The 21,040-nt window shown below is 70.9% G+C and carries 24 protein-coding genes and 1 tRNA gene; 9 read left to right on the top strand and 16 right to left on the bottom strand.

Going from position 1 to position 21,040, the window contains the following annotated elements; translation table 11 throughout:
- The first annotated feature begins 7 nt into the window (after positions 1-7).
- The gene (locus N799_RS09670) at positions 8-1,114 is read left to right on the top strand and encodes a PilT/PilU family type 4a pilus ATPase (RefSeq protein WP_036211554.1); all 1,107 of its coding nucleotides are present in this window, start codon (positions 8-10) and stop codon (positions 1,112-1,114) included.
- Between the two features lie 25 nt (positions 1,115-1,139).
- On the opposite strand, the gene maiA is transcribed toward N799_RS09670, so the two are convergent.
- The 5 genes from maiA to rplM all read right to left on the bottom strand — a co-directional run bounded on the left by maiA (position 1,140) and on the right by rplM (position 3,973).
- Entirely contained in the window at positions 1,140-1,805 is a 666-nt protein-coding gene (gene maiA / locus N799_RS09675) for a maleylacetoacetate isomerase (protein ID WP_036211557.1), read from the bottom strand.
- A 98-nt stretch (positions 1,806-1,903) separates the two neighbouring features.
- Positions 1,904-2,890: a fumarylacetoacetate hydrolase family protein gene (locus N799_RS09680; protein WP_036211560.1), complete on the bottom strand. Its 987-nt coding sequence runs from the start codon at positions 2,888-2,890 to the stop codon at positions 1,904-1,906.
- Between the two features lie 153 nt (positions 2,891-3,043).
- Positions 3,044-3,118: transfer RNA gene (locus N799_RS09685), tRNA-Gln, on the bottom strand.
- A gap of 24 nt (positions 3,119-3,142) precedes the next feature.
- A complete protein-coding gene (rpsI, locus tag N799_RS09690) occupies positions 3,143-3,535 on the bottom strand; it encodes a 30S ribosomal protein S9 (RefSeq protein WP_036211563.1) in 393 nt (130 codons plus the stop codon).
- Positions 3,536-3,544: 9 nt separating this feature from the next.
- Complete coding sequence (rplM, locus tag N799_RS09695) at positions 3,545-3,973, bottom strand: 50S ribosomal protein L13 (RefSeq protein ID WP_036211566.1); 429 nt, start codon at positions 3,971-3,973, stop codon at positions 3,545-3,547.
- Positions 3,974-4,153: 180 nt separating this feature from the next.
- On the opposite strand from rplM, the gene N799_RS09700 reads away from it, so the two are divergent.
- Positions 4,154-5,305, top strand: a complete 1,152-nt coding sequence (locus tag N799_RS09700; RefSeq protein ID WP_081974943.1) for a (Fe-S)-binding protein — start codon at positions 4,154-4,156, stop codon at positions 5,303-5,305.
- Positions 5,306-5,314: 9 nt separating this feature from the next.
- Positions 5,315-5,962: a 2-polyprenyl-3-methyl-6-methoxy-1,4-benzoquinone monooxygenase gene (gene coq7, locus N799_RS09705; protein WP_036211568.1), complete on the top strand. Its 648-nt coding sequence runs from the start codon at positions 5,315-5,317 to the stop codon at positions 5,960-5,962.
- Between the two features lie 68 nt (positions 5,963-6,030).
- On the opposite strand, the gene speD is transcribed toward coq7, so the two are convergent.
- Positions 6,031-6,822 carry an adenosylmethionine decarboxylase gene (gene speD, locus N799_RS09710; RefSeq protein ID WP_036211633.1) on the bottom strand — a complete coding sequence of 264 codons (792 nt, stop codon included), beginning with the start codon at positions 6,820-6,822 and terminating at the stop codon, positions 6,031-6,033.
- A 152-nt stretch (positions 6,823-6,974) separates the two neighbouring features.
- On the opposite strand from speD, the gene crp reads away from it, so the two are divergent.
- A complete protein-coding gene (crp, locus tag N799_RS09715; protein ID WP_036211571.1) occupies positions 6,975-7,664 on the top strand; it encodes a cAMP-activated global transcriptional regulator CRP in 690 nt (229 codons plus the stop codon).
- 220 nt (positions 7,665-7,884) lie between these two features.
- Here crp and N799_RS09720 read toward each other — a convergent pair whose 3' ends face one another.
- From N799_RS09720 to N799_RS09735, 4 genes are all read right to left on the bottom strand, one after another.
- Positions 7,885-8,664 carry a haloacid dehalogenase-like hydrolase gene (locus N799_RS09720; RefSeq protein WP_052101432.1) on the bottom strand — a complete coding sequence of 260 codons (780 nt, stop codon included), beginning with the start codon at positions 8,662-8,664 and terminating at the stop codon, positions 7,885-7,887.
- Positions 8,661-9,452, bottom strand: a complete 792-nt coding sequence (gene trpC / locus N799_RS09725; protein WP_036211574.1) for an indole-3-glycerol phosphate synthase TrpC — start codon at positions 9,450-9,452, stop codon at positions 8,661-8,663. Before trpC ends, N799_RS09720 begins: the two co-directional genes overlap by 4 nt.
- A 4-nt stretch (positions 9,453-9,456) precedes the next feature.
- Positions 9,457-10,491: an anthranilate phosphoribosyltransferase gene (gene trpD / locus N799_RS09730; protein WP_036211576.1), complete on the bottom strand. Its 1,035-nt coding sequence runs from the start codon at positions 10,489-10,491 to the stop codon at positions 9,457-9,459.
- A 134-nt stretch (positions 10,492-10,625) separates the two neighbouring features.
- Complete coding sequence (locus tag N799_RS09735) at positions 10,626-11,219, bottom strand: anthranilate synthase component II (protein ID WP_036211578.1); 594 nt, start codon at positions 11,217-11,219, stop codon at positions 10,626-10,628.
- A gap of 80 nt (positions 11,220-11,299) precedes the next feature.
- On the opposite strand from N799_RS09735, the gene N799_RS09740 reads away from it, so the two are divergent.
- Both N799_RS09740 and N799_RS09745 read left to right on the top strand, forming a co-directional pair.
- On the top strand, positions 11,300-11,563 hold the full coding sequence (locus N799_RS09740; RefSeq protein ID WP_036211580.1) for a DUF2249 domain-containing protein: 264 nt from the start codon (positions 11,300-11,302) through the stop codon (positions 11,561-11,563).
- A 3-nt stretch (positions 11,564-11,566) separates the two neighbouring features.
- Positions 11,567-12,223 carry a hypothetical protein gene (locus N799_RS09745; protein WP_036211582.1) on the top strand — a complete coding sequence of 219 codons (657 nt, stop codon included), beginning with the start codon at positions 11,567-11,569 and terminating at the stop codon, positions 12,221-12,223.
- Between the two features lie 17 nt (positions 12,224-12,240).
- On the opposite strand, the gene trpE is transcribed toward N799_RS09745, so the two are convergent.
- The 4 genes from trpE to N799_RS09765 all read right to left on the bottom strand — a co-directional run bounded on the left by trpE (position 12,241) and on the right by N799_RS09765 (position 16,228).
- The gene (trpE, locus tag N799_RS09750; protein WP_052101433.1) at positions 12,241-13,794 is read right to left on the bottom strand and encodes an anthranilate synthase component I; all 1,554 of its coding nucleotides are present in this window, start codon (positions 13,792-13,794) and stop codon (positions 12,241-12,243) included.
- A gap of 99 nt (positions 13,795-13,893) precedes the next feature.
- A complete protein-coding gene (yegS, locus tag N799_RS09755) occupies positions 13,894-14,913 on the bottom strand; it encodes a lipid kinase YegS (RefSeq protein ID WP_052101434.1) in 1,020 nt (339 codons plus the stop codon).
- Between the two features lie 178 nt (positions 14,914-15,091).
- Complete coding sequence (gene rpe / locus N799_RS09760) at positions 15,092-15,766, bottom strand: ribulose-phosphate 3-epimerase (RefSeq protein WP_036211584.1); 675 nt, start codon at positions 15,764-15,766, stop codon at positions 15,092-15,094.
- Positions 15,767-15,877: 111 nt separating this feature from the next.
- Positions 15,878-16,228 (bottom strand): J domain-containing protein, encoded by a 351-nt coding sequence (locus N799_RS09765; protein ID WP_238978898.1) that lies wholly within the window; start codon positions 16,226-16,228, stop codon positions 15,878-15,880.
- A 170-nt stretch (positions 16,229-16,398) separates the two neighbouring features.
- Between N799_RS09765 and N799_RS09770 the strand changes: the two genes are divergently transcribed.
- From N799_RS09770 to N799_RS09780, 3 genes are read left to right on the top strand one after another with little or no spacing between them, the layout of a single operon-like run.
- A complete protein-coding gene (locus tag N799_RS09770; protein ID WP_036211586.1) occupies positions 16,399-17,340 on the top strand; it encodes a phosphoribosylaminoimidazolesuccinocarboxamide synthase in 942 nt (313 codons plus the stop codon).
- A 1-nt stretch (position 17,341) separates the two neighbouring features.
- Positions 17,342-17,824: an Mpo1 family 2-hydroxy fatty acid dioxygenase gene (locus tag N799_RS09775; RefSeq protein ID WP_036211588.1), complete on the top strand. Its 483-nt coding sequence runs from the start codon at positions 17,342-17,344 to the stop codon at positions 17,822-17,824.
- Between the two features lie 8 nt (positions 17,825-17,832).
- On the top strand, positions 17,833-18,720 hold the full coding sequence (locus tag N799_RS09780) for a DMT family transporter (RefSeq protein ID WP_036211591.1): 888 nt from the start codon (positions 17,833-17,835) through the stop codon (positions 18,718-18,720).
- A 188-nt stretch (positions 18,721-18,908) separates the two neighbouring features.
- Here N799_RS09780 and N799_RS09785 read toward each other — a convergent pair whose 3' ends face one another.
- Together N799_RS09785 and nhaA are read right to left on the bottom strand one after the other, a co-directional pair.
- The gene (locus tag N799_RS09785) at positions 18,909-19,787 is read right to left on the bottom strand and encodes an NAD-dependent epimerase/dehydratase family protein (protein WP_052101435.1); all 879 of its coding nucleotides are present in this window, start codon (positions 19,785-19,787) and stop codon (positions 18,909-18,911) included.
- A gap of 3 nt (positions 19,788-19,790) precedes the next feature.
- Entirely contained in the window at positions 19,791-21,032 is a 1,242-nt protein-coding gene (gene nhaA, locus N799_RS09790) for a Na+/H+ antiporter NhaA (RefSeq protein ID WP_052101436.1), read from the bottom strand.
- Positions 21,033-21,040: the final 8 nt, after the last annotated feature.

The raw sequence follows: 21,040 nt of genomic DNA on the forward strand, positions 1-21,040 counted from the left end.
TGGATGCATGGACATCGGCTATTTCCTGAAGCTGATGACGGAAAAGAACGCGTCGGACATGTTCCTGTCCACCGGCGCACCGGTCTACATCAAGATCGAGGGCAAGCTGCATCCGCTGGGCAACACCGGCCTGCCGCCGGGCATGGTCAAGAAGATCGCCTACTCGCTGATGGACGAGGGCCAGGTCCCGCAGTTCGAACGCGAGCTGGAGCTGAACATGGCCTACGCGCTGCCCGAGGCCGGGCGCTTCCGCGTCAACGTGTTCAAGCAGCGTGGCGAGGTTGGCATGGTGATCCGCGCGATCCGCAGCGTGATCCCGTCGATCGAGGAGCTGCAGCTGCCGCAGGTGCTCAAGAACATCATCATGGAACCGCGCGGGCTGGTGCTGATCGTCGGTTCCACCGGCTCGGGCAAGTCGACCACGCTGGCGTCGATGATCGACTACCGCAACTCCAACATGTCCGGCCACATCCTCACCATCGAGGACCCGATCGAATACCTGCACCGGCACAAGCGCTCGCTGGTGAACCAGCGCGAGGTCGGCCTCGATACCCACGCCTTCCACAACGCGCTGAAGAACGCGATGCGCGAGGCGCCGGACGTGATCCTGATCGGCGAGATCCTCGACCAGACCACGATGGAGGCCGCGATCGCGTTCGCCGAGACCGGCCACCTGTGCCTGGCCACCCTGCACTCCAACAATGCCGACCAGACGCTCGAGCGCATCCTCAACTTCTTCCCCGAGGCCGCGCACAAGAACGTGCTGATGAACCTCGCGCTGAACCTCAAGGCGGTGATCAGCCAGCGCCTGGTGATCGGCACCGACGGCCGCCGCCTGCCGGCATCGGAGGTGCTGATCAACACCCCGCACATCCGCGACCTGATGCGGCGCGGCCAGGTGCACGAGATCAAGCACGCGATGGAGGAGTCGCTGGAGGAAGGCGTCGAGACCTTCGACCAGTGCCTGTTCCGGCTGGCGAAGGAAGGCCGGATCGAGGTCGAGGAAGCGCTGCGCGCGGCCGACTCGCGCGAGGGCCTGGCGCTCAAGTTCCGGCTGTCGGAAGGCGCCGGGGCCGAGCACGACCCCTACGCCGACGTGTTCACGCCGCAGTAACGGGCCCGTCCGGGGACGACGCGCCTCAGTTCGGCTGCGGCGCGTCCGGCTGCTTCTCGGGACGCGCGACGTCGAATGCCGGCAGCGCGAGGCAGGCCCGCTCGATCCGCTCGATCGTCGGGTACGGCGACAGGTCGACGCCGAAGCGGCGCGCGTTGTAGACCTGCGGCACCAGGCAGCAGTCGGCCAGGCCCGGGGTGTTGCCCTCGCAGAACTCGCCGGTGGACGGGTGGTCGGTCAGCATCGCCTCCACCGCGGCGAAACCGTCGGTGATCCAGTGCCGCACCCATTCGTCGCGCTCGGGCTGCGGCACGTTCCATTCGCGGTCGAAGTACTGCAGCACGCGCAGGTTGTTGAGCGGGTGGATGTCGCAGGCCACCGCAAGCGCGATCGCGCGGCTGCGCTGGCGGTCGCGGCTGGTGGCCGGCAGCAGCGCCGGCTCGGGCCAGGTCTCGTCGAGGTATTCGAGGATCGCGACCGACTGCCGCAGGATGCGGTCGCCGTGCTTGAGCACCGGCACCAGCTCCTGCGGGTTGAGCTCGCGGAAGCCGTCGGTGTGTTGCTCGCCGCCGTCCCGGACCAGGTGCACTGGCAGCGTCTCGTAGGCCAGCCCCTTGAGGTTGAGGCCGATCCGCACGCGGTAGGCGGCGCTGGAGCGCCAGTACGAATACAGCTGCAAATGGTCCGCCATCCGCGACCTTCCTTCTGTCATGTGCGCCCCCCCCGCGCAACGGTAATACGGTGCCGTCGCCGCCGGACGGCCGTCCGACGGCGCGGCATGGCCGCCGGTCAGCTGTCGTGGCGCTCGATGCGCTGCTCGATCGCGCCGAAGATGCTGTTGCCGTCGCGGTCGAGCATCTCGATCCGGACGACATCGCCGAAGCTCATGAACGGCGTCGACGGCTTGCCGTCGCGCAGGGTCTCGACCGTGCGCTGTTCGGCGAAGCAGGACGCGCCCAGCCCGGTGTCCTCGTTGGCGATGGTGCCGGAACCGACGATCGCGCCAGCCGACAGCGGCCGCGTCTTCGCCGCGTGCGCGACCAGCTGGGCGAAGTTGAACTGCATGTCGACGCCGGCTTCCGGCGCGCCGAACCACTTGCCGTTGACATGGGTCAGCATCGGCAGGTGCAGCTTGCTGTCGCGCCACGCGTCGCCGAGCTCGTCCGGGGTCACGAACACCGGGCTCAGGGCCGAGCGCGGCTTGGACTGCAGGAAGCCGAAACCCTTGGCCAGCTCGCCCGGGATCAGGTTGCGCAGCGAGACGTCGTTGACCAGCCCGACCAGCTGGATGTGGCCGGCGGCCTGCTCGGGCGTGACCGCCATCGGCACGTCGTCGGTGACCACCACCAGTTCGGCCTCCAGATCGATGCCGTACTCCTCGCTCGGCACGCGGACCGGATCGCGCGGGCCGTAGAAGCCGGCGCTGACCGCCTGGTACATCAGCGGGTCGGTGTAGAAGCTCTCGGGAACCTCGGCGCCACGGGCGCGGCGGACGCGCTCGACGTGCGGCAGGTAGGCGCTGCCGTCGACGAACTCGTAGGCGCGCGGCAGCGGCGCGGCCAACGCGGCGGGGTCGAGATCGAAGGCGCCCTCGGCCTCGCCCGCGGCGAGCTTCTCCGACAGCGCGACCAGCCGCGGCGCGGTGTTGCTCCAGTCCTCCAGCGCGCGCTGCAGGGTGTCGGCGATGCCGGTCGCGCGCACCGCGCGGCCGAGGTCGCGGGAAACGACCACCAGGGTGCCGTCGCGGCCGCCTTCCTTGAGGGAACCAAGCTTCATCGGTGCAGTCCTTCCGTTACTGGGCGCGTGGCGCGCGATGGTTTCAATTGTAACGGCTTGCCGCGCGCAGGCCAGCGGCACCGGCGGCGCGCTCCGGAAGCGCCGGCGGACGGGCAACAAAAAACCCGCCTTGCGGCGGGTTCTTTGCGGATCTGGCAGCCCCGGATGGATTCGAACCACCGAATGCCTGAGTCAGAGTCAGGTGCCTTACCGCTTGGCGACGGGGCTGTGGAACTGGTGTCGGAGCGTATTTTAGCGCTTCGAGAACTGGGTTGCACGACGTGCCTTGTGCAGGCCGACCTTCTTGCGCTCGACCTCGCGGGCGTCGCGGGTCACGAAGCCGGCCTTGCGCAGCTCGGACTTCAGCGACTCGTCATACTCGACCAGCGCGCGGGCGATGCCCAGGCGGATGGCACCGGCCTGGCCGGTGGTGCCGCCGCCGGCAACGGTGACGTTGACGTCGAACTTGTCGGTCGACTGGGTCAGCTCGAGCGGCTGGCGCACGATCATGCGCGCGGTCTCGCGGCCGAAGAACTCGTCGATCGAACGCTGGTTGATGGTGATCTTGCCATCGCCCTTGCGCAGGTAGACGCGGGCGGTGGAGGACTTGCGGCGGCCGGTGCCGTAATTCTGCTGGATTGCCATGTCGGTACCTTAGATGTCGAGCGGCTGCGGCTGCTGGGCGGCGTGCGGGTGCTCGGCGTCGGCGTAGACCTTGAGCTTGCGGTACATCGCGCGGCCGAGCGGATTCTTCGGCAGCATGCCCTTGACCGCGATCTCGATGACGCGCTCCGGGTGGCGCTCCAGCGCCTGACCCAGGGTCTCGGTCTTCAGGTTGCCGATGTAGCCGGTGAAGCGGTGGTACTTCTTGTCCGCCAGCTTGTTGCCGGTGACGGCGATCTTCTCGGCGTTGATCACCACCAGGTAATCGCCGGTGTCGACGTGCGGGGTGTAGACCGGCTTGTGCTTGCCGCGCAGGCGGTGCGCGAGTTCGGCGGCGAGGCGGCCGAGGGTCTTGCCGGTGGCGTCGACGAGATACCAGTCACGCTGGACGGTCTCGTTCTTGGCGGTGAATGTCTTCATGACGGGTCTTCTATGGGTACCTGGTCGGGCTGATTGCGGCGGCGTCCGTCGAGGGACGCGGCCGGAACTTCGCCGCGCGTTGGATCGCCCGCGATACGACTGCGGAACGAAAGAGGCGGAATGATAGCGGCACTCGCGGAACATCGCAAGCCACCGGACCGCCCATGCTAGCATCGCCGCATGCCCCCTGCTATGCCCGCGCCCGACGCCCGTCCGGACCCGGCCGCTGCGGCGGTGGTGGCGCTGGCCGACCGCTGCGTGCAATGCGGGCTGTGCCTGCCGGTGTGCCCGACCTATACCCGCGGGCGGCTCGAGGCCGAGTCCCCGCGCGGCCGCATCGCGCTGGCGCGGGCCTGGGCGCTGCAGGCGATCGAGCCCACGGCCATCGGCGACCGCCACCTCGACCAGTGCCTGGGCTGCCGCAGCTGCGAGGCGGTCTGCCCCGCGGGGGTCGAGTACGGCGCGCTGCTGCAACTGGCGCGTACCCGGCGGCGCACGCGGCGCGGCGCGTCCCTGCGGCAACGGCTGACCGAATGGTTCACCGCGCGACCACAACTACTCAGCCGCGCCTTCGGCCTGTACCGACTGCTCCACCCGGCCCTGCCCGCCCGGTTGCGGCCGTTGCCGCGGCCGCCGCGAGTCATGGGCCAGCCGGCGACCGGGAACCAGGGCGCCACCACCGCGACGCTGTTCATCGGCTGCGTCGCCGGCGCCTACGAAGGTCCGGTGCGCGACGCGCTCGCGCGGCTGTGCACCGCCGCCGGCGTCGAGCTGCGGACACCCGCCGGCCAGGGCTGCTGCGGCGCCATCCACGCCCACGGCGGCAATGCTGGCGAAGCGGCCCGGCTCGGCCGGCGCAACCGCGAGGCGTTCGCCGGCAGCGACACCGTGCTGACGCTCGCCAGCGGCTGCCACGAAGCGGTCGCCGCCGCGGTCGGCGCGTCCGCCCTCGACGCGTTCGGGTTCCTCGACCGCCACCGCGACCGCCTGCGCTTCGCCGAGCGGCGCGAGCGGGTCGCGCTGCACCTGCCCTGCACCCAGCGCAACGTGGTGAAGTCGGTGCCGGCGCTGCGGCGGCTGCTGGCGTCGGTGCCGGGATTGGAGGTGGTCGAACTGGACGCCGGATTCGGCTGCTGCGGCGCTGCCGGCACCGCGATGCTGGTCGATCCGGAGGGTGCCGCGGAGTATCGCCAGCCATTGCTGGAGCAGTTCGCCGCCAGCGGTGCGACTCTCCTGCTCAGCGCCAACATCGGCTGCCGGCTGCACCTGGCCAACGGCACCGCCGCGCCGGTCCAGCACCCGCTGGAACTGCTGGCCGCGGCGGTTCGCTAGACTGGCGCCATGACCGCCACCGCACGCCATCTCGGCCCGCTCGACCGCTTCCTCGACCAGACCCAGCGCGCGCTCGAAACCGTGCTGGGCGCGCCGGTTGCCGAGCGCCCCAACCCCGCCGCCGGCGAGCCCGACATCGTCATGGCCGACGAGGAGCGCCGCCATTCGGCCGGGCTGATGCGGATCAACCACGTCGGCGAGGTCTGCGCACAGGCGCTGTACACCGGCCAGGCCGCCGTCGCCCGCGACGAGGCCACCCGCGCCCACCTGCTCGCCGCCGCGCAGGAGGAGACCGACCACCTCGCCTGGTGCGCCGACCGCCTGCGCGAGCTCGACAGCCGCCCGAGCCTGCTCAACGCGCTGTGGTACGGCGGCAGCTACGCGATCGGCGTGGCCGCCGGCCTGCGCGGCGACGGCTGGAACCTGGGTTTCGTGGTCGAGACCGAGCGCCAGGTCGAGGCCCACATCGACGAGCACCTGGCCTCGCTGCCGGCCGACGACCACCGCAGCCGCGCGATCCTGCGGGTGATGAAGGCCGACGAGGCGCGCCACGCCGACAACGCCGAGGCGGCCGGCGCGCGGGTGCTGCCATTCCCGATCCCGCGGGTGATGGCGGCCGCGTCGAAGCTGATGAAGACCGTCGCCTACCGGATCTGACCCGGGCGGAACCGCACACGAAAAAGGCCGGCGACATGCCGGCCTTTTCGCATCCACCGCGCACGCGGTCAGTCGACCAGGTTGCGCCCGTGGTACAGCTCCTCGATCTCGCGCTTGAGCCGCGCCTCGATCTTCATCCGCTCCTTGAACGACAGGTTGCGCGCCTTCTCCTCGAACAGGTAGCGGTCGAGGTCGAACTCCTTCAGGTGCATCTTGGTGTGGTAGATGTTTTCCTGGTAGACGTTCACGTCGAGCATCTCGTAGCGCGACTTGATGTTCTTGGCCAGGTAGTCCTGGATCGAGTTGATCTTGTGGTCGATGTAGTGCTTCTTGCCCTTGATGTCGCGGGTGAAGCCGCGCACGCGGTAGTCCATCACCACGATGTCGGACTCCAGCGACTCGATCAGGTAGTTCAGCGCCTTCAGCGGCGAGATCACGCCGCAGGTGGCCACGTCGATGTCGGCGCGGAAGGTCGCGATGCCGTTGTCCGGGTGGGTCTCCGGATACGTGTGCACGGTGATGTGCGACTTGTCCATGTGCGCGACCACCGCGTCGGAGATCACGCCCTTGGCGTCCTTCTTGTCGATCACCGGCTCCTCGGAAATGAGGATGGTGACCGACGCGCCCTGCGGGTCGTAGTCCTGGCGCGCGATGTTGAGGATGTTGGCGCCGATGATGTCCGCCACGTCCGTCAGTATCTGGGTCAGGCGGTCGGCGTTGTAGGCCTCGTCGATGTACTCGATGTACCGTCGCCGCTCGTCCTCGGACGCGGCGAAGCAGACATCGTAGATGTTGAACGAGAGTGCCTTGGTGAGGTTGTTGAAACCCTGCAACCTCAGGCGCGGCAACGGCTTGACCACGGCGTTTTCCGGTTGGATGAGCAAGGGGGCGATTATGGGGCAATCGACCGTGATGGGAAAATGCGCCCGCCCGGCGATTGTCCCGCAAGGGCAGGATTTGCCTCGCGGCGCCAGTTGGACCTAAGCTCGCTGATCATTCAGGTTTCACTCACATGTCCGCCAATCCGGTAGCCCCCTTGACTGCACTGAGCCGAACCAACAGCCCCCTGATGCCAGACGGGGCGGTGATCGAACGCTTCCTGGCCCACTGCCACCGCCGCCGCTACCCCTCGCGCACCGATGTGTTCCGCCCCGGCGACCCGGCCAGCACGCTGTATTACGTGGTTTCCGGCTCGGTCAGCATCATCACCGAGGAGGACGACGGCCGCGAGCTGGTACTGGGCTACTTCGGCCCGGGCGAGTTCGTCGGCGAGCTGGGACTGTTCATCGAGAACGACCAGCGCGAGGTGATCCTGCGCACCCGCACGCCGTGCGAGCTGGCCGAGATCGGCCACGAGCGCTTCTACGACCTGCTGCTGTCGCGGCTGGCGCCGGACGCGCCGAAGCTGCTGTACGCGATCGGCTCGCAGATCTCGCGGCGGCTGCTGGACACCAGCCGGAAGGCCGGGCGGCTGGCGTTCCTCGACGTCACCGACCGCATCGTGCGCGCCCTGCACGACCTGGCGAAGGAGCCGGAGGCGATGAGCCACCCCGACGGCACCCAGCTGCGGGTCTCGCGGCAGGAGCTGTCGCGGCTGGTCGGCTGCTCGCGCGAGATGGCCGGCCGCGTGCTCAAGAAGCTGCAGGCCGACGGCAAGCTGCACGCCCGTGGCAAGACGGTGGTGCTGTACGGCACCCGCTGAGCGCAGGCGTCCATGAAGGCTGAGCGGGCGGCCCTCGGGTCGCCCGTTCCATTTGGGGGGGGAGATCGCATCCCTCGCAGGGCGGGTGACCACGCGCCCGTAGGAGCGACGTAAGTCGCGACCCACTGACCCGTCGAAGCACGTCGGTCAACGTCATGTCCCGTCGAACGAACGAGGTTTCGCGTCGAGCGTCGCCATCCGGTTGTCAGTGGGTCGCGACTTACGTCGCTCCTACATGGCTGTCTGACGCCGGGTCCCCCGCCCGCCCCGGGCAACCCCAGTTGAGGATCGGGGTGCCGGCCGGCAACACGCGCCGGAACATGTCGACGCGATCGGCCTTGGGGTTCACCACCACCGGCTTTGCCGCGGCCCGCAGCAGCGGCAGGTCGGCGCTGCTGTCGGAATAGGCGACCGCGACCGGCGCGGCGAAGCCGGCTTCCCGCAGCATCGTCATCTTCATCTCGTTGTGGCAGTGGCGGGTGGCGACCACCGCGCCGAACCGCGGACCGACCTCGGTGCCGACCACCGGCACGTCTTCGTGGGCGACGAAGGCAAGGATCGCGCGGGCCAGTTCGGGCGGCGCGCCGGTCGCGATCACGACCTGGTCGCCGTCGGCCCGGTGCCGGTGCAGCACCTCCAGCGCGGCCGGCAGCAAACGGTGCCGGATGCCGTCGGTGTGCAGCGCGACGTAGCGGTCGATTAACGCGTCGAGGTCGCGCCGGCGGTGGAAGCCGACCGTGCCGGCCCAGACGAAGCCAGAGATCCCGACCCGCCGGGTCGGCAGGAACGCGATCATCGGTGCGAACACCGGCGCGATCAGCGCCGCCAGCGCGGTGCGCCACCACGCGCGCCGGATCAACCACTTGAACAGGTGGCCGCCGGAGTCGCCGTCGTACAGGGTGTGGTCGAAGTCGAACACCACCAGCGGCGCACCGTCGCGGGCGGCCGGATAGGCCTCGCGGGCGGCGTCCGTGCGCGGACCGGGACCGGCGGTGCTCATCGCGCGAACAGCCGCTGCAGCGCCGCGCCGGGGTCGCGCTCGCGCATGAAGGACTCGCCGACCAGGAAACTCTCCACGCCGGCCTCGCGCATGCGGGCGACGTCGGCCGGGGTGGCGATGCCGCTTTCGGTGACCAGCGTGCGGTCCGGCGGGACCGCGTTCTTCAGTTCGAGCGTGGTGTCGAGCGAGACCTCGAACGTGCGCAGGTTGCGGTTGTTGACGCCGATCAGCTCGCAGTCGGTCTGCAGCGCGCGCTCGAGTTCGTCGATGTCGTGCACCTCGACCAGCACGTCCATGCCGAGCTCGTGGGCGAGGTTGGCCATCTCCACCAGCGGCGCGTCCTCCAGCGCGGCGACGATCAGCAGGATGCAGTCGGCGCCGATCATGCGCGCCTCGTACACCTGGTAGGGGTCGACGATGAAGTCCTTGCGCAGCACCGGCAACGTGCAGGCGTCGCGCGCCTCGCCGAGGTAGCGGTTGCTGCCCTGGAAGAAATCGACGTCCGTGAGGACGGACAGGCAGGCCGCGCCGGCGGCCTCGTAGCTGCGGGCGATCGCGGCCGGGTCGAAGTCGGGCCGGATCAGTCCCTTCGACGGGCTGGCCTTCTTGACCTCGGCGATCACCGCCGCCTCGCCGGCCGCGTGCCTGCGGCGGATCGCCGCGACGAAACCGCGCGCCGGCGGCTGCGCGGCGGCGCGGGCGCGGACGCTGTCGAGCGAGCGGATCTTGCTGCGCTGCTCGATCTCCTCGTGCTTGCGGGCGAGGATGCGCTGGAGGATGTCGGTCATGCGGCTATTGTCCCGCGAGTTCGCGCGTGGTGGCGACGAACTCGTCCAGTTTCGCGCGGGCCGCACCCGAGGCGATCGCCTTGCGCGCGCGATCGATGCCGTCGGCGATGTCCTCGGCGACGCCGGCCACGTACAGCGCCGCACCGGCGTTGAGCGCGACGATCTCCCTCGGCAGGCCATCGACGTTCTCCAGCGCCTGCAGCACCATCGCCTTCGACTCGGCCGGCCCCGACACCTGCAGGTTGCGGCTGGCGGCCATCGCGATGCCGAAATCCTCCGGGTGCACCTCGTACTCGCGCACCTTGCCGTCGCGCAGTTCGCCGACCAGCGAGCCGGCGCCGAGCGACAGCTCGTCCATGCCGTCCCTGCCCCACACCACCAGTGCGCGCTCGGCGCCCAGCTCCTCCAGCACGCGCACCTGGATGCCGACCAGGTCAGGATGGAACACGCCCATCAGCACCGCCGGCGCGTTGGCCGGGTTGGTCAGCGGGCCGAGGATATTGAACATCGTGCGCACGCCCATCTCGCGCCGCACCGGCGCCACCGCCTTCATCGCCGGGTGGTGCAGCGGCGCGTACATGAAACCGATGCCGGTGCGCCCGATGCATTGCGCGACCTGCTGCGGCGCCAGCTCGATCGCCGCGCCGAGCGCCTCGAACGCGTCGGCGCTGCCCGACTTCGACGACACGCTGCGGCCGCCGTGCTTGGCCACCCGGCCGCCGGCGGCGGCGATCACGAAGGTGCTGGCGGTGGAGATATTGAAGGTGTTGGCGCCGTCGCCGCCGGTGCCGACGATGTCGACCAGGTGGCGGCGGTCGGCGACCTCGACCGGCCGGGCGAACTCGCGCATCACCCGCGCCGCGCCGGCGATCTCGCCGACCGTCTCCTTCTTGACCCGCAGGCCGGTCAGGATCGCCGCGGTCATGGTCGGGCTGACCTCGCCGCGCATGATCTGGCGCATCAGCTCGACCATCTCGTCGTGGAAGATCTCGCGGTGCTCGATGGTGCGCTGCAGGGCTTCCTGGGGGGTGATGGGCATTGTGTCTCTCCTGGAAAGCGGCTTCTTGTAGGAGCGACGCAAGTCGCGACCTGTACATGGCCCCGGGCGTTCGGCGGGTCGCGACTCGCGTCGCTCCTGCATCGGCACCGGCAACGGTTGTCGACGGGCCTTCGTCAACGCTCGAGGAAATTGCGCAGCAGCGCGTGGCCGTGCTCGGTAAGGATGGATTCGGGGTGGAACTGCACGCCCTCGACCGGGTGCTCGCGGTGGCGCAGGCCCATGATCTCGTCGAACACCGGCGCGCCGTCGCCGTCGACCCCGTCCTCGGTCCAGGCGGTGATCTCCAGGCAGTCCGGCACGCTGTCGCGGGCGACCACCAGCGAGTGGTAGCGCGTCGCCTCGTAGCCGTCCGGCAGGCCTGCGAACACGCCCCTGCCCTGGTGCCGGATCGGCGAGGTCTTGCCGTGCATGATCCGCTTGGCCCGCACCACCTCGCCGCCGTAGACCTGGCCGATCGCCTGGTGGCCGAGGCAGACGCCGAGGACCGGCACCCGCGGCCCGAGCCGCTCGATCACCTGCATCGAAACGCCAGCCTCGTTCGGCGTGCACGGCCCGGGCGAGATGACGATGCGCTCCGGCGCCAGCCGCTCGACCTCGTCGACGGAAAGCTCGTCGTTGCGGACCACCTTCACCTCGGCCCCCAGCACCTGCAGGTACTGCACGAGGTTGAAGGTGAAACTGTCGTAGTTGTCGATCATCAGCAGCATGAAGCGGGTTCCTGATCTGGATCAGCGCGCCGGCGACCGGACCGGCACAGGCTGGTGGTCCCATAGTCCGGAGCAGACAGATGACCGCACCCGACGCCCAGCCGGCCGCCGAGTACACCCCCTACCCCTTCGACGCGCGCGGCATCGCGCGGCGTTTCCGCCATTCGGCGATCTTCGGCGCGCTCGGCGCGCTGCAGCCGGGCGAGGCGATGCGCTTCGTCAACGACCACGACCCGATCCCGCTGCTGGCGCAGATCCAGGACCGCTTCGGCGAGGCGGTGGAGATCGCCTACCTGCAGCGCGACCCGGGCGCGATCGTGATCGACTTCATCGTCCGGAGCTGAGCCGTGGCGTTCCCGGAGTTCTTCGAGCGGGCACCGGTGATCCGCATGCGCGACGGGCTGGCCCGGTTGCTGGGGGCCAGCCCCGACGGCGTGATCGACTATCGCTACGGCGATGCCGTGCGGCTGGCCGGGCACTCCTGTCCCACCGTCGCCGGCGCCTGGCTGTGCGCGCGCGCCGGCCTGCGCGCCCTGTACGCGACGCGGACGCCGGAGCGCGGGGGCGTCGCGGTGAGCCTGCCGGAAGCCGAGGACGAAGGCGTCGCCGGCGTCATCGGCCAGGTGCTGACGCTGGTCACCGGCGCGGCCGGTACCGGCGGGTTCAAGGGTCTGGGCGGCCAGCACGCGCGCAACAACCTGCTGCGCTACGGCGATGCCGCGGCCGCCGCGGTGCGGCTGCGGCGCCTGGACACCGGGGCCACCGTCGAGGTCGTGTTCGACCCGTCCCCGGTGCCGGCGCGGCCGGAGCAGCGGATGCTGGTCGCGCAGGTCATCCAGGGCCAGGCCGACGAGGCCCGGCGCCGCCAGTTCGGCGAGGTCTGGCAGGAGCGCGTGCGCCGGCTGCTGGTCGAGCACGCCGACGACCCGGCGGTGGTCCGGGTCCGGCAGGTCACGCCGGGCCATGCCGCGGCCACCGGAACGGACGCGCGCGCGGCCGGATAGCGCGGACGGGGCGCCGCTCACAGGCCGCGCGCCGCTTCGGCGACCGCGCGGAACAGCGCGCGCCCCTTGTTCATGGTCTCGTCCCACTCCTTCCCGGGGTCCGAGTCGTGGACGATGCCGGCGCCGGCCTGCACGTGCAGGCGGCCGTCCTGGATCACCGCGGTGCGGATCGCGATCGCCATGTCGGCGTCGCCGTGCCAGCCGAGGTAGCCGATGCTGCCGGCGTAGACGTTGCGACGGATCGGCTCCAGCTCGCGGATCACCTCCAGCGCGCGGATCTTCGGCGCGCCGCTGACGGTGCCGGCCGGGAAGGTCGCGCGCAGCACGTCGGCATAGCTCATGCCCGCCTTCAGCGTGCCGGTGACCTCGCTGACGATGTGCATGACGTGGCTGTAGCGCTCGATCACGAACTGCTCGCCGACCTCGACCGTGCCCGCCTCGCTGACCCGGCCGACGTCGTTGCGGCCGAGGTCGATCAGCATCAGGTGCTCGGCGCGCTCCTTCGGGTCGGCCAGCAGCTCGGCCTCCAGCGCGGCGTCCTCGGCCGGCGTCGCCCCGCGCGGGCGGGTACCGGCGATCGGACGCACGGTGACGGTGCCGCGGCCGTCCACGTCGTGCTCCAGCCGCACCAGGATCTCCGGCGAGGAACCGACCACCTGCATCTCGCCGACGTCGAGGAAGTACATGTACGGCGACGGATTGAGCGCCCGCAGCGCGCGGTAGACATCGACCGGGCGCGCCTTGAACGGCACCGACAGGCGCTGGCTCAGCACCACCTGGAAGATGTCGCCGGCGCGGATGTACTCCTTCGACTGCTCGACCGCCTTGATGAAGCCCTCGCGGGTGAAACCGGAGACGAAGTCGGCCTCGTCCAGCCCGGCCGGGTCGAGCGTTTCCGGGTAGGCGGCGCCGGTGCGCAGGCGGTGCACCAGCTGGTCGAGCCGGCGGTTGGCCCGTGCCCACGCCTGCGGCTCGGACGGGTCGGCGTGGACGACCAGGTACAGCCGGCCCTTGAGGTTGTCGAACACCGCGACTTCCTCGGACTGCATCAGCAGGATGTCGGGGGTGCCCAGCTCGTCAACAGGATGGCCGTCGGGTTTGGGCTCGCCATCGGGACCGCCGCCGGCCAGCCTCGGCTCGATGAAGCCGATGCATTCGAAGCCGAACCAGCCGACCAGCCCGCCGGTGAAGCCCGGCAGGTCGTCGATGGCGGGGACCGAGTGCAGCGTGCGCAGGCGCTCGACCTCGGCGAACGGGTCGGCGACCTCCCGCGCCTCGACCAGTTCGCCGTGCTCGGTGACGTACAGGGTGTGGCCGGCGAAGGCGTACACGCGCGCGGCCGGCAGGCCGATGATCGAGTAGCGGCCGAAGCGTTCACCGCCCTCGACCGACTCGAACAGGTAGGTATGCGGGCCGTCGGCCAGCTTCAGGTAGACCGACAGCGGGGTGTCGAGGTCGGAATGGACCTCACGCACGACCGGGATGCGGGTGTGGCCGGCGGCGGCCTGCTGCTGGAAGCGTTCGAAGCGGCTATCGGCCGCGGCGGGCGCGGCGCTGTGGGGCGTGGTCATGGGGCGTTTCCTGGGGATGCGACGGGGCGTGGACGGCGGCTGCAGGCCACCATCGCCAACCCGTGTCGGCAGTGCAGGAAATCGGGGTCGCCCGGGAGATCATCGCGCTACTTTATCCGCTTCCGGCGCCGAGCGCGACGGCCGCAGCAGCGCGCAGCCCCGCGGCAGGTGCATGCGCACGCGGCCGGCCACGCAGTCGATGCGGAAGCGGGTCGACTCGATCGGCTCGCCGTCGAGGTTGAGCACGAACGGCTGGTCGGCCTCGATCCGCAGCGACGGCAGCCGCGCGCGCACCGCCACGCGGTCCAGCGCCGCCTGCCGGCCACGGGTGATGACCGCGCCGATGGTCGCGGCGACCTCGCCCTCCAGCGTCGGCACGATGGTCAGCTCCAGCAGGTCGTCGTCCAGCACGGCGTCGCGGCACAGCACCTGGCCGCCGCCGGCCTGGCGCCCGTTGCCGATGCCCAGCGCGATGAAGCCGCCCTGCCAGTGGAAGTCGGCGCCATCGGCGGTAGTCGCACTGAAGCGCGCCTCGACCGGGTCGATCCGGCCGAGCCGGGCGATGCCGGTGACGAGGTAGGCGAGGCCGCCGAGCAGCTTCTTCAGCCCCTCGTCGGTCTCGACCGTGACCTGGGTGCCGAAGCCACCGCTGGCGAGGTTGGCGCACCAGTGGCTGCGGTCGCTGTCGAGGTTGTCGATGCGCAGCAGGTCGACGGGCGTCGCCGGCTGGCCGGACGCGACCTCCAGCGCGGCCAGCGGTTCGAGCGGGATGCCGGCGGCGGCGGCGAAGTCGTTGGCGGTGCCCAGCGGCACCAGGGCCAGCGTCGGCAGGGCGTGGGCGTCCTCGTCGCGATGGGCCAGGGTGGCGGCGACCTCGCTGAGGGTGCCGTCGCCGCCGGCGGCGACGATGGTGTCGACACCGTCGGCAATGGCTTCGGCGACATAGCGCTCCGCGTCGCCGCCTTCCCAGGTCACCCGCACGTCCAGCCGCACGCCGCGCCCGCGCAGGGTCGCGACGGCCTCGCGCAGGGGCTCGTCGCCGGCCGACTTGCCGTTGAGGATCAGCCGCCAGCGCGGCCGCGCGGCAACGGGTGCGGGGGCTGCTGGCGGGGCGTGCATGCGGCGAGGCTAGCAGCCGCTCGCGCAGGCGCGGTGAACGGCCGCGCCTGTCATCACCCGGTCATGGTCGATGCCCAGCATGGGAGGCCATAACAGGGACGACCGGCGGAGGCGGGATTGCCTCCAAATTCCCCGAAGACCGGATGCCATCGGTGTCCGGTCTTTTTTTTTTGTCCGCTCAGCCGCGAACGCCGGCGACCGCGGCCTTCATCCGGCCGACCACATCGGCGTAGTCGCTGGCGTTGAAGATCGCCGAGCCGGCGACGAAGGTGTCGGCGCCCGCGGCCGCGATTTCGCCGATGTTGTCGACCTTGACCCCGCCGTCGATCTCCAGCCGCACCGCGCGGCCGCTGCGGTCGATCCGCTCGCGCACGCGGCGCAGCTTGTCGAGCGTGGACGGGATGAACGCCTGCCCGCCAAAGCCCGGATTGACCGACATCAGCAGCACCATGTCGAGCTCGTCGAGCACGTAGTCGAGCACCTCGACCGGCGTCCCCGGGTTGAGCACCAGCCCGGCCTGGCAGCCGTGCGACTTGATCAGCTGCACGGTGCGGTGGACGTGGCGGCTGGCCTCGGGGTGGAAGCTGATGATGCTGGCGCCGGCCTTGGCGAAATCCGGCACGATCCGGTCGACCGGCTCGACCATCAGGTGCACATCGATCGGCGCGGTGACGCCGTGCTTGCGCAGCGCCTCGCAGACCATCGGCCCGATCGTCAGGTTGGGCACGTAGTGGTTGTCCATCACGTCGAAGTGGACCCAGTCGGCGCCCGCGGCGAGGACGTTGTCGACTTCCTCGCCGAGGCGGGCGAAGTCGGCCGAGAGGATGGACGGGGCGATGATGGTCGGTTGCATGTGGTGGTCTCGGTGATCCGTAGGAGCGACGTCAGTCGCGAACGCGGAAGGAATCGGGCGGTCGGCGGGTCGCGACTGACGTCGCTCGTACAACGAAGGGGGAGTTCAGAGTCATTTCCGCCCGCGCAGGGTCTTGATCCGGTCGTAGGCGCGGTTGATCTCGCGCGCCCGGGTCTCCGCCTGCCGGCGCAACTCGCTGGCGGCGCCGGCGACGCGGTCCGGGTGGTACTGGCCGATCAGGCGACGGTACGCGCGGTCGAGCTCCTCGTCGCTGGCGTCGGAGGTCAGCCCGAGCACCGCGTAGGGGTCGTCGCGGCGCAGGCGGAACCAGTCGACATCGAAGGCGTGGCCGATCAGCAGGCCGACCAGCGCGCCCAGCAACGGGTTGGCCCGCAGCAGCGCGGCACCGGCGAACACGCCCAGCAATTTGCCGTACCAGCGCCCCATCGGCGGCCCCTTCATCGACTCGTGGCGGGCCGGGCACGCAGACCGCCCGGCATGGCCCGCCAGTCTACCTGCAGCCGGCGCCCGGCCGGCGTACACTGCCCGACCCCGTCGCGCACGCGCGCGACCACCGGTGCGGATTGCGACGGCGGGCCACCGCGCCACGTGTGCCATCCAGGGAACCGACGTTGTCCACCACCGTGCTCCGCTCCGCGCTCTCCGAATCCGACCTGCCCGGCCTGCCGCTGCGCCACCGCGGCAAGGTCCGCGACGTGTTCGACCTGCCGTCCGACCGCCTGCCCGCCGGCACCCCGCCGGGGGACTACCTGCTGATGGTCGCCACCGACCGCCTCAGTGCGTTCGACGTGGTGCTGCCCGACCCGATCCCAGGCAAGGGCGAGATGCTCTGCCAGATCAGCAACTTCTGGTTCGGCCGCACCGAGCACATCGTCGCCAACCACCTGACCGGGATCGACGTCGCCGCGGTGCTGCCGGCCGGCGTCGACGCCGCGCGCTACGCCAAGCGCGCCGTCGTCACCAAGCGCCTCAAGCCGGTGCCGATCGAGTGCATCGCGCGCGGCTACGTGATCGGCAGCGGCTGGAAGGACTACCAGCGCACCGGCCGGATCAGCGGCATCGCCCTGCCCGACGGCCTGCAGCAGGCGCAGCAGCTGGACGAGCCGATCTTCACCCCGTCGACCAAGGCCGCCGTCGGTGACCACGACGAGAACATCGACTTCGACACCGCGGTGCGCCTGTGTGGCGCCGAGCTGGCCGAGGCCGTGCGTGACGCCACCCTGCGCCTGTACCGCTACGCCGCCAGCCACGCCGCCGAGCGCGGCATCCTGCTGGCCGACACCAAGTTCGAGTTCGGCACCGACGCCGACGGCCGGCTGTACGTGATGGACGAGATGCTGACGCCGGACTCCTCGCGCTACTGGCCGGCCGACGAGTACCAGGTCGGCACCAGCCCGCCGAGCTACGACAAGCAGATCGTGCGCGACCACCTGGAGACGCTGGACTGGGACAAGACCGCGCCCGGGCCGAAGCTGCCGGCCGAGGTGATCGAGCGCACCCGCGCGCGCTACGCCGAGGCGCTGTGGAAGCTGGCCGGGATCAGCGTCGACTGACATGGCCGCCACCCAGCGCCCGATCGACCGCTGGTTCGCCGGCTACGCGGCCGACCACCGCAACCCCGGCAACCAGCGCATCCACGTGGTCTGCGTGCCGGCGATCGTGTGGAGCATCGTCGCCCTGCTGTGGTGCATCCCGGCGCCGGGCACGTGGTTCCGCGACGGCTTCTGGGCCGGCCTGGCGATGTTCGCCGCGACGCTGTTCTACTACCGCCAGTCGCGCGCACTCGGGCTCGGCATGCTGGCGATGTTCGCGCTGATGGCGCTGCTGTCCAACGCGATCCTCGAAGCCTTCGGCCGCCCGGTGCTGCTGTGCAGCGCGGCGGTGGTGTTCGTGGTGGCGTGGATCGGCCAGTTCATCGGCCACGGCGCGCGCTTCGAGGGCCGCCGCCCGAGTTTCCTGACCGATCTGCGCTACCTGCTGATCGGCCCCGCGTGGGTGCTGGCCAAGCTGTACCGGCGGCTCGGGCTGGGCTACTGAGCGCACCGATGCCGGCCCGCGACCTGCTGCTGGTGATGGTGGTGGTGGTGGCCTGGGCGGGGAACTTCCTGACCTCGGCCTACGCGCTGCGCGAGGTGCCGCCGTTCCTGTTCACAGCGCTTCGCTTCGTCGCGCTCGGGCTGCCGCTGGTGTTCTTCCTGCGGCGACCGGCGCCGGGCCAGTGGGGACGGCTGCTGGCGACCTGCGTGTGCGTGGGCGTGCTGCACTTCGGCCTGAGCTTCGTCGCGCTGAAGATGGCCGGCGACCTGTCATCGCCGGCGATCGTGATCCAGAGCTACATCCCGATGACGACGCTACTGGCGTGGTTCGCGCTGGGCGAGCGGTTCGCCTGGCGCACCGGACTGGCGATCACGATCAGCTTCGGCGGCGTGCTGGTGCTGGGCTTCGACCCGCTGGTGCTGGACGACCCGCTGGCGCTGGCGATGATGCTGGCGGCGGCGCTGTTCCTGGCGATCGGCACGGTGCTGATGAAGGGCCTGCGCGGGATCGACGCGTTCGCGATGCAGGGTTGGACCGCGGTGATCGCGGTGCTGCCGCTGCTGGCGGTCAGCGCGTGGCTGGAACCGGGCGCGATCGCGGCGCTGCCATCGGCCAGCTGGGTCGCGTGGGTCGGCGTGGGCTATGCGGCGTTCGTGTCGTCGCTGCTCGGCCACGGGCTGTACTACGTGCTGGTGCAGCGCCACCCGGTGGCGCAGGTGACGCCGTGGCTGCTGCTGGTGCCGGTGCTGGCGGTCGGGCTGGGCATCGCGTTCTGGGGCGACCGGCCGGGGCCGCGGCTGTTCATCGGCGGCGCGATGGTGCTCGGCGGCGTGCTGGTGGTGGCGCTGCGGGCGCTGCAGAAGTCGCGGACGCTGCCGCCGGCGCGGGATATCTGACCGGCCACCGGCGCGGCGCCCGCCAGGTAGGCGCGACGTCAGGCGCGACCCACTGACCCGCCCGACACCTGCGTTCAACGCGCATTCGCGATCGCGCGACCGCGCCATGCCCGCGGGTGCGCGCCTTCGCCACCCATCCGATTGTCAGTGGGTCGCGACTGGCGTCGCTCCTACCGATGATTCCGGGATTACCGCACCGGCCCGGAGGGCATGAACATTCCCGGGCTTGGCCGGAACGGTCGCGGCGCGTAGCCCAGGTCGCGCGCGGCGGGGTCGATGTCGAACACCAGGTCCTCGCGCATGCGGCCGATCGCGGCGTCGCCGAGGCCGCGTGCACGGCCGGTCAGCTGCGCCAGCCGCAGCGCGATCGCGAACAGCGGCGCCGGCAGCTCCACCAGCCGTGCCGGCGGCTGCAGGCAGGCCAGCACGCGGCCGACCATCTCCCGGTACGGCAGGGTCTCGCCGCCCGGCAGGGCGTAGGCACGGCCGTGGCTGGCCGGCGCACCCAGGCAGGCCATCGCGGCGTCGGCGAGGTCTTCGACGTGCACCGGCTGGCGCAACCCGGTGGCCCCGCGCGGCAGCGCGAACACCCCCGCGCGGCCGGCCAGCGCGGCGATCCGGCTCAGGCTGGCATCGCGGCCGGCGCCGTAGACCAGGGTCGGCCGCAGCAGCGTCGCGGCGGCACCGCGCCCGGCCGCGGCCGCGAACACCGCCGCCTCGCCCTCGCGCAGGCGGCGGACGATGTCTCGCTCGCCGGCATCGGCCGAATCGTGCTTGGTGTCGATGCTGGTGGAGCCGAACGCGACCACCCGCGGGCACTCGGGTGCCGCGGCCGCGTACCAGCGCGCGAACCGGTCCAGCGGCCCGCAGCTGAGGATCGCATCGACCTGCGACGGCAAGGCCGGCATCGCGTCGAACTCGCCGGCCAGCCAGCGCAGCGCGCCGGCACCGGCATCGGCTGCCGGCGCGCGCGACACCGCGCTCACCCGCCAGCCGGCCCCGCACAGCCGCGCCAGCAGCGGCCGGCCGACCTGGCCGCTGCCGCCGAACACCAGCGCGTGGCGCATGGCTCAGCCGGGCCGGCGCGGCGCCGGCATCACCGCGCGCAGCCAGCCGTAGCCGAGCAGCGCCGCGATCACCGACGCGCACAGCACGCCGAGCACCGCCGCTTCGTAGTTGAGCGGGTCGCGGTAGCCGAGCGAGGCGATGAACAGGCTCATGGTGAAGCCGATGCCGCACAGCAGGCCGAGCCCGATCATCGCGCGCAGGTCCATGCCGTCGGGGAAGCGCGCCCAGCCCAGCGCCCGCATCGACACCGCCGCGCCGACGATGCCGATCGGCTTGCCGACCACCAGCCCCAGCACGATGCCCAGCGGCAGCGTCGCGAAGGCCGCTTCGATGCTCAGGTCGCCGAGCGCCAGGCCGGCATTGGCGAACGCGAACACCGGCAGGATCGCGTAGGCCACCCATGGGTGCAGCGCGTGTTCGAGGTGCTCCAGCGGCGAATGCTCGACCTCGTCGTCGATGTCGTTGCGCGGATTGACGTGCGGGATCATCAGGCCGGTCGCGACGCCCGCCAGGGTCGCGTGCACGCCCGACTTCAGCACGCACACCCACAGCACCACGCCCAGCAGCAGGTACGGCGTCAGCGCGGTCACGCCACGGCGGTTGAGCAGCCACATCAGCGCCAGCGCCGCACCGGCCCACGCCAACGCGACCAGCGACATGCCGTGCGAATAGAACAGCGCGATGATCACGATCGCGATCAGGTCGTCGACCACCGCGATGGTCGACAGCAGCAGCTTCATCCCGACCGGCACGCGCGAACCCAGCAGCGCCAGCACGCCGAGCGCGAAGGCGATGTCGGTCGCGGTGGGTACCGCCCAGCCGCGCATCGCCTCGCTGTCACCCTGGTTGAGCGAGGTGAAGATCAGCGCCGGCACCATCACGCCGGCGGCCGCGCACACCAGCGGCAGGATCAGCTGCGAACGCCCGGCCAGCTGCCCGGTCAGCGCCTCGCGCTTGATCTCCAGCGCGACCAGCAGGAAGAAGACCGCCATCAGGCCATCGTTGATCCACAGCAGCGCGGGCTTGGCGATGTCGAGCTCGCCGATGCGGACCTGCACCGGCAGTTCCAGGAAGCCTTCGTAGACTTCTTCCAGCGGCGAGTTGGCGAAGATCATCGCCAGCGCCGCCGCGCCGATCAGCATGATGCCGCCGGCGGCCTCGAGGCGGAGGAAGCGCGCGAGCGCATTGACCGCGCGCCGCGAGAACGGGCGGGCGGGCGGGGATGTTTCGGGGGAACGGTTCATCGGGCCAG

It is taken from the genome of Lysobacter arseniciresistens ZS79 (genome assembly GCF_000768335.1).
Classification (GTDB): domain Bacteria; phylum Pseudomonadota; class Gammaproteobacteria; order Xanthomonadales; family Xanthomonadaceae; genus Novilysobacter; species Novilysobacter arseniciresistens.

Bases quoted from the DNA above. Each gene is read 5' to 3' on its own strand.
- N799_RS09785 (WP_052101435.1), bottom strand. From the start codon at position 19,787: ATGCGCCACGCGCTGGTGTTCGGCGGCAGCGGCCAGGTCGGCCGGCCG.
- trpD (WP_036211576.1), bottom strand. From the start codon at position 10,491: ATGCCCATCACCCCCCAGGAAGCCCTGCAGCGCACCATCGAGCACCGC.
- N799_RS09740 (WP_036211580.1), top strand. From the start codon at position 11,300: ATGACCGCACCCGACGCCCAGCCGGCCGCCGAGTACACCCCCTACCCC.
- trpE (WP_052101433.1), bottom strand. From the start codon at position 13,794: ATGACCACGCCCCACAGCGCCGCGCCCGCCGCGGCCGATAGCCGCTTC.
- rpsI (WP_036211563.1), bottom strand. From the start codon at position 3,535: ATGGCAATCCAGCAGAATTACGGCACCGGCCGCCGCAAGTCCTCCACC.
- N799_RS09680 (WP_036211560.1), bottom strand. From the start codon at position 2,890: ATGAAGCTTGGTTCCCTCAAGGAAGGCGGCCGCGACGGCACCCTGGTG.
- rpe (WP_036211584.1), bottom strand. From the start codon at position 15,766: ATGCAACCGACCATCATCGCCCCGTCCATCCTCTCGGCCGACTTCGCC.
- N799_RS09775 (WP_036211588.1), top strand. From the start codon at position 17,342: ATGGCCGCCACCCAGCGCCCGATCGACCGCTGGTTCGCCGGCTACGCG.
- N799_RS09670 (WP_036211554.1), top strand. From the start codon at position 8: ATGGACATCGGCTATTTCCTGAAGCTGATGACGGAAAAGAACGCGTCG.
- coq7 (WP_036211568.1), top strand. From the start codon at position 5,315: ATGACCGCCACCGCACGCCATCTCGGCCCGCTCGACCGCTTCCTCGAC.
- N799_RS09765 (WP_238978898.1), bottom strand. From the start codon at position 16,228: ATGAAGGGGCCGCCGATGGGGCGCTGGTACGGCAAATTGCTGGGCGTG.
- maiA (WP_036211557.1), bottom strand. From the start codon at position 1,805: ATGGCGGACCATTTGCAGCTGTATTCGTACTGGCGCTCCAGCGCCGCC.
- N799_RS09735 (WP_036211578.1), bottom strand. From the start codon at position 11,219: ATGCTGCTGATGATCGACAACTACGACAGTTTCACCTTCAACCTCGTG.
- rplM (WP_036211566.1), bottom strand. From the start codon at position 3,973: ATGAAGACATTCACCGCCAAGAACGAGACCGTCCAGCGTGACTGGTAT.
- crp (WP_036211571.1), top strand. From the start codon at position 6,975: ATGTCCGCCAATCCGGTAGCCCCCTTGACTGCACTGAGCCGAACCAAC.
- nhaA (WP_052101436.1), bottom strand. From the start codon at position 21,032: ATGAACCGTTCCCCCGAAACATCCCCGCCCGCCCGCCCGTTCTCGCGG.
- N799_RS09720 (WP_052101432.1), bottom strand. From the start codon at position 8,664: ATGAGCACCGCCGGTCCCGGTCCGCGCACGGACGCCGCCCGCGAGGCC.
- trpC (WP_036211574.1), bottom strand. From the start codon at position 9,452: ATGACCGACATCCTCCAGCGCATCCTCGCCCGCAAGCACGAGGAGATC.
- N799_RS09780 (WP_036211591.1), top strand. From the start codon at position 17,833: ATGCCGGCCCGCGACCTGCTGCTGGTGATGGTGGTGGTGGTGGCCTGG.
- yegS (WP_052101434.1), bottom strand. From the start codon at position 14,913: ATGCACGCCCCGCCAGCAGCCCCCGCACCCGTTGCCGCGCGGCCGCGC.
- N799_RS09700 (WP_081974943.1), top strand. From the start codon at position 4,154: ATGCCCCCTGCTATGCCCGCGCCCGACGCCCGTCCGGACCCGGCCGCT.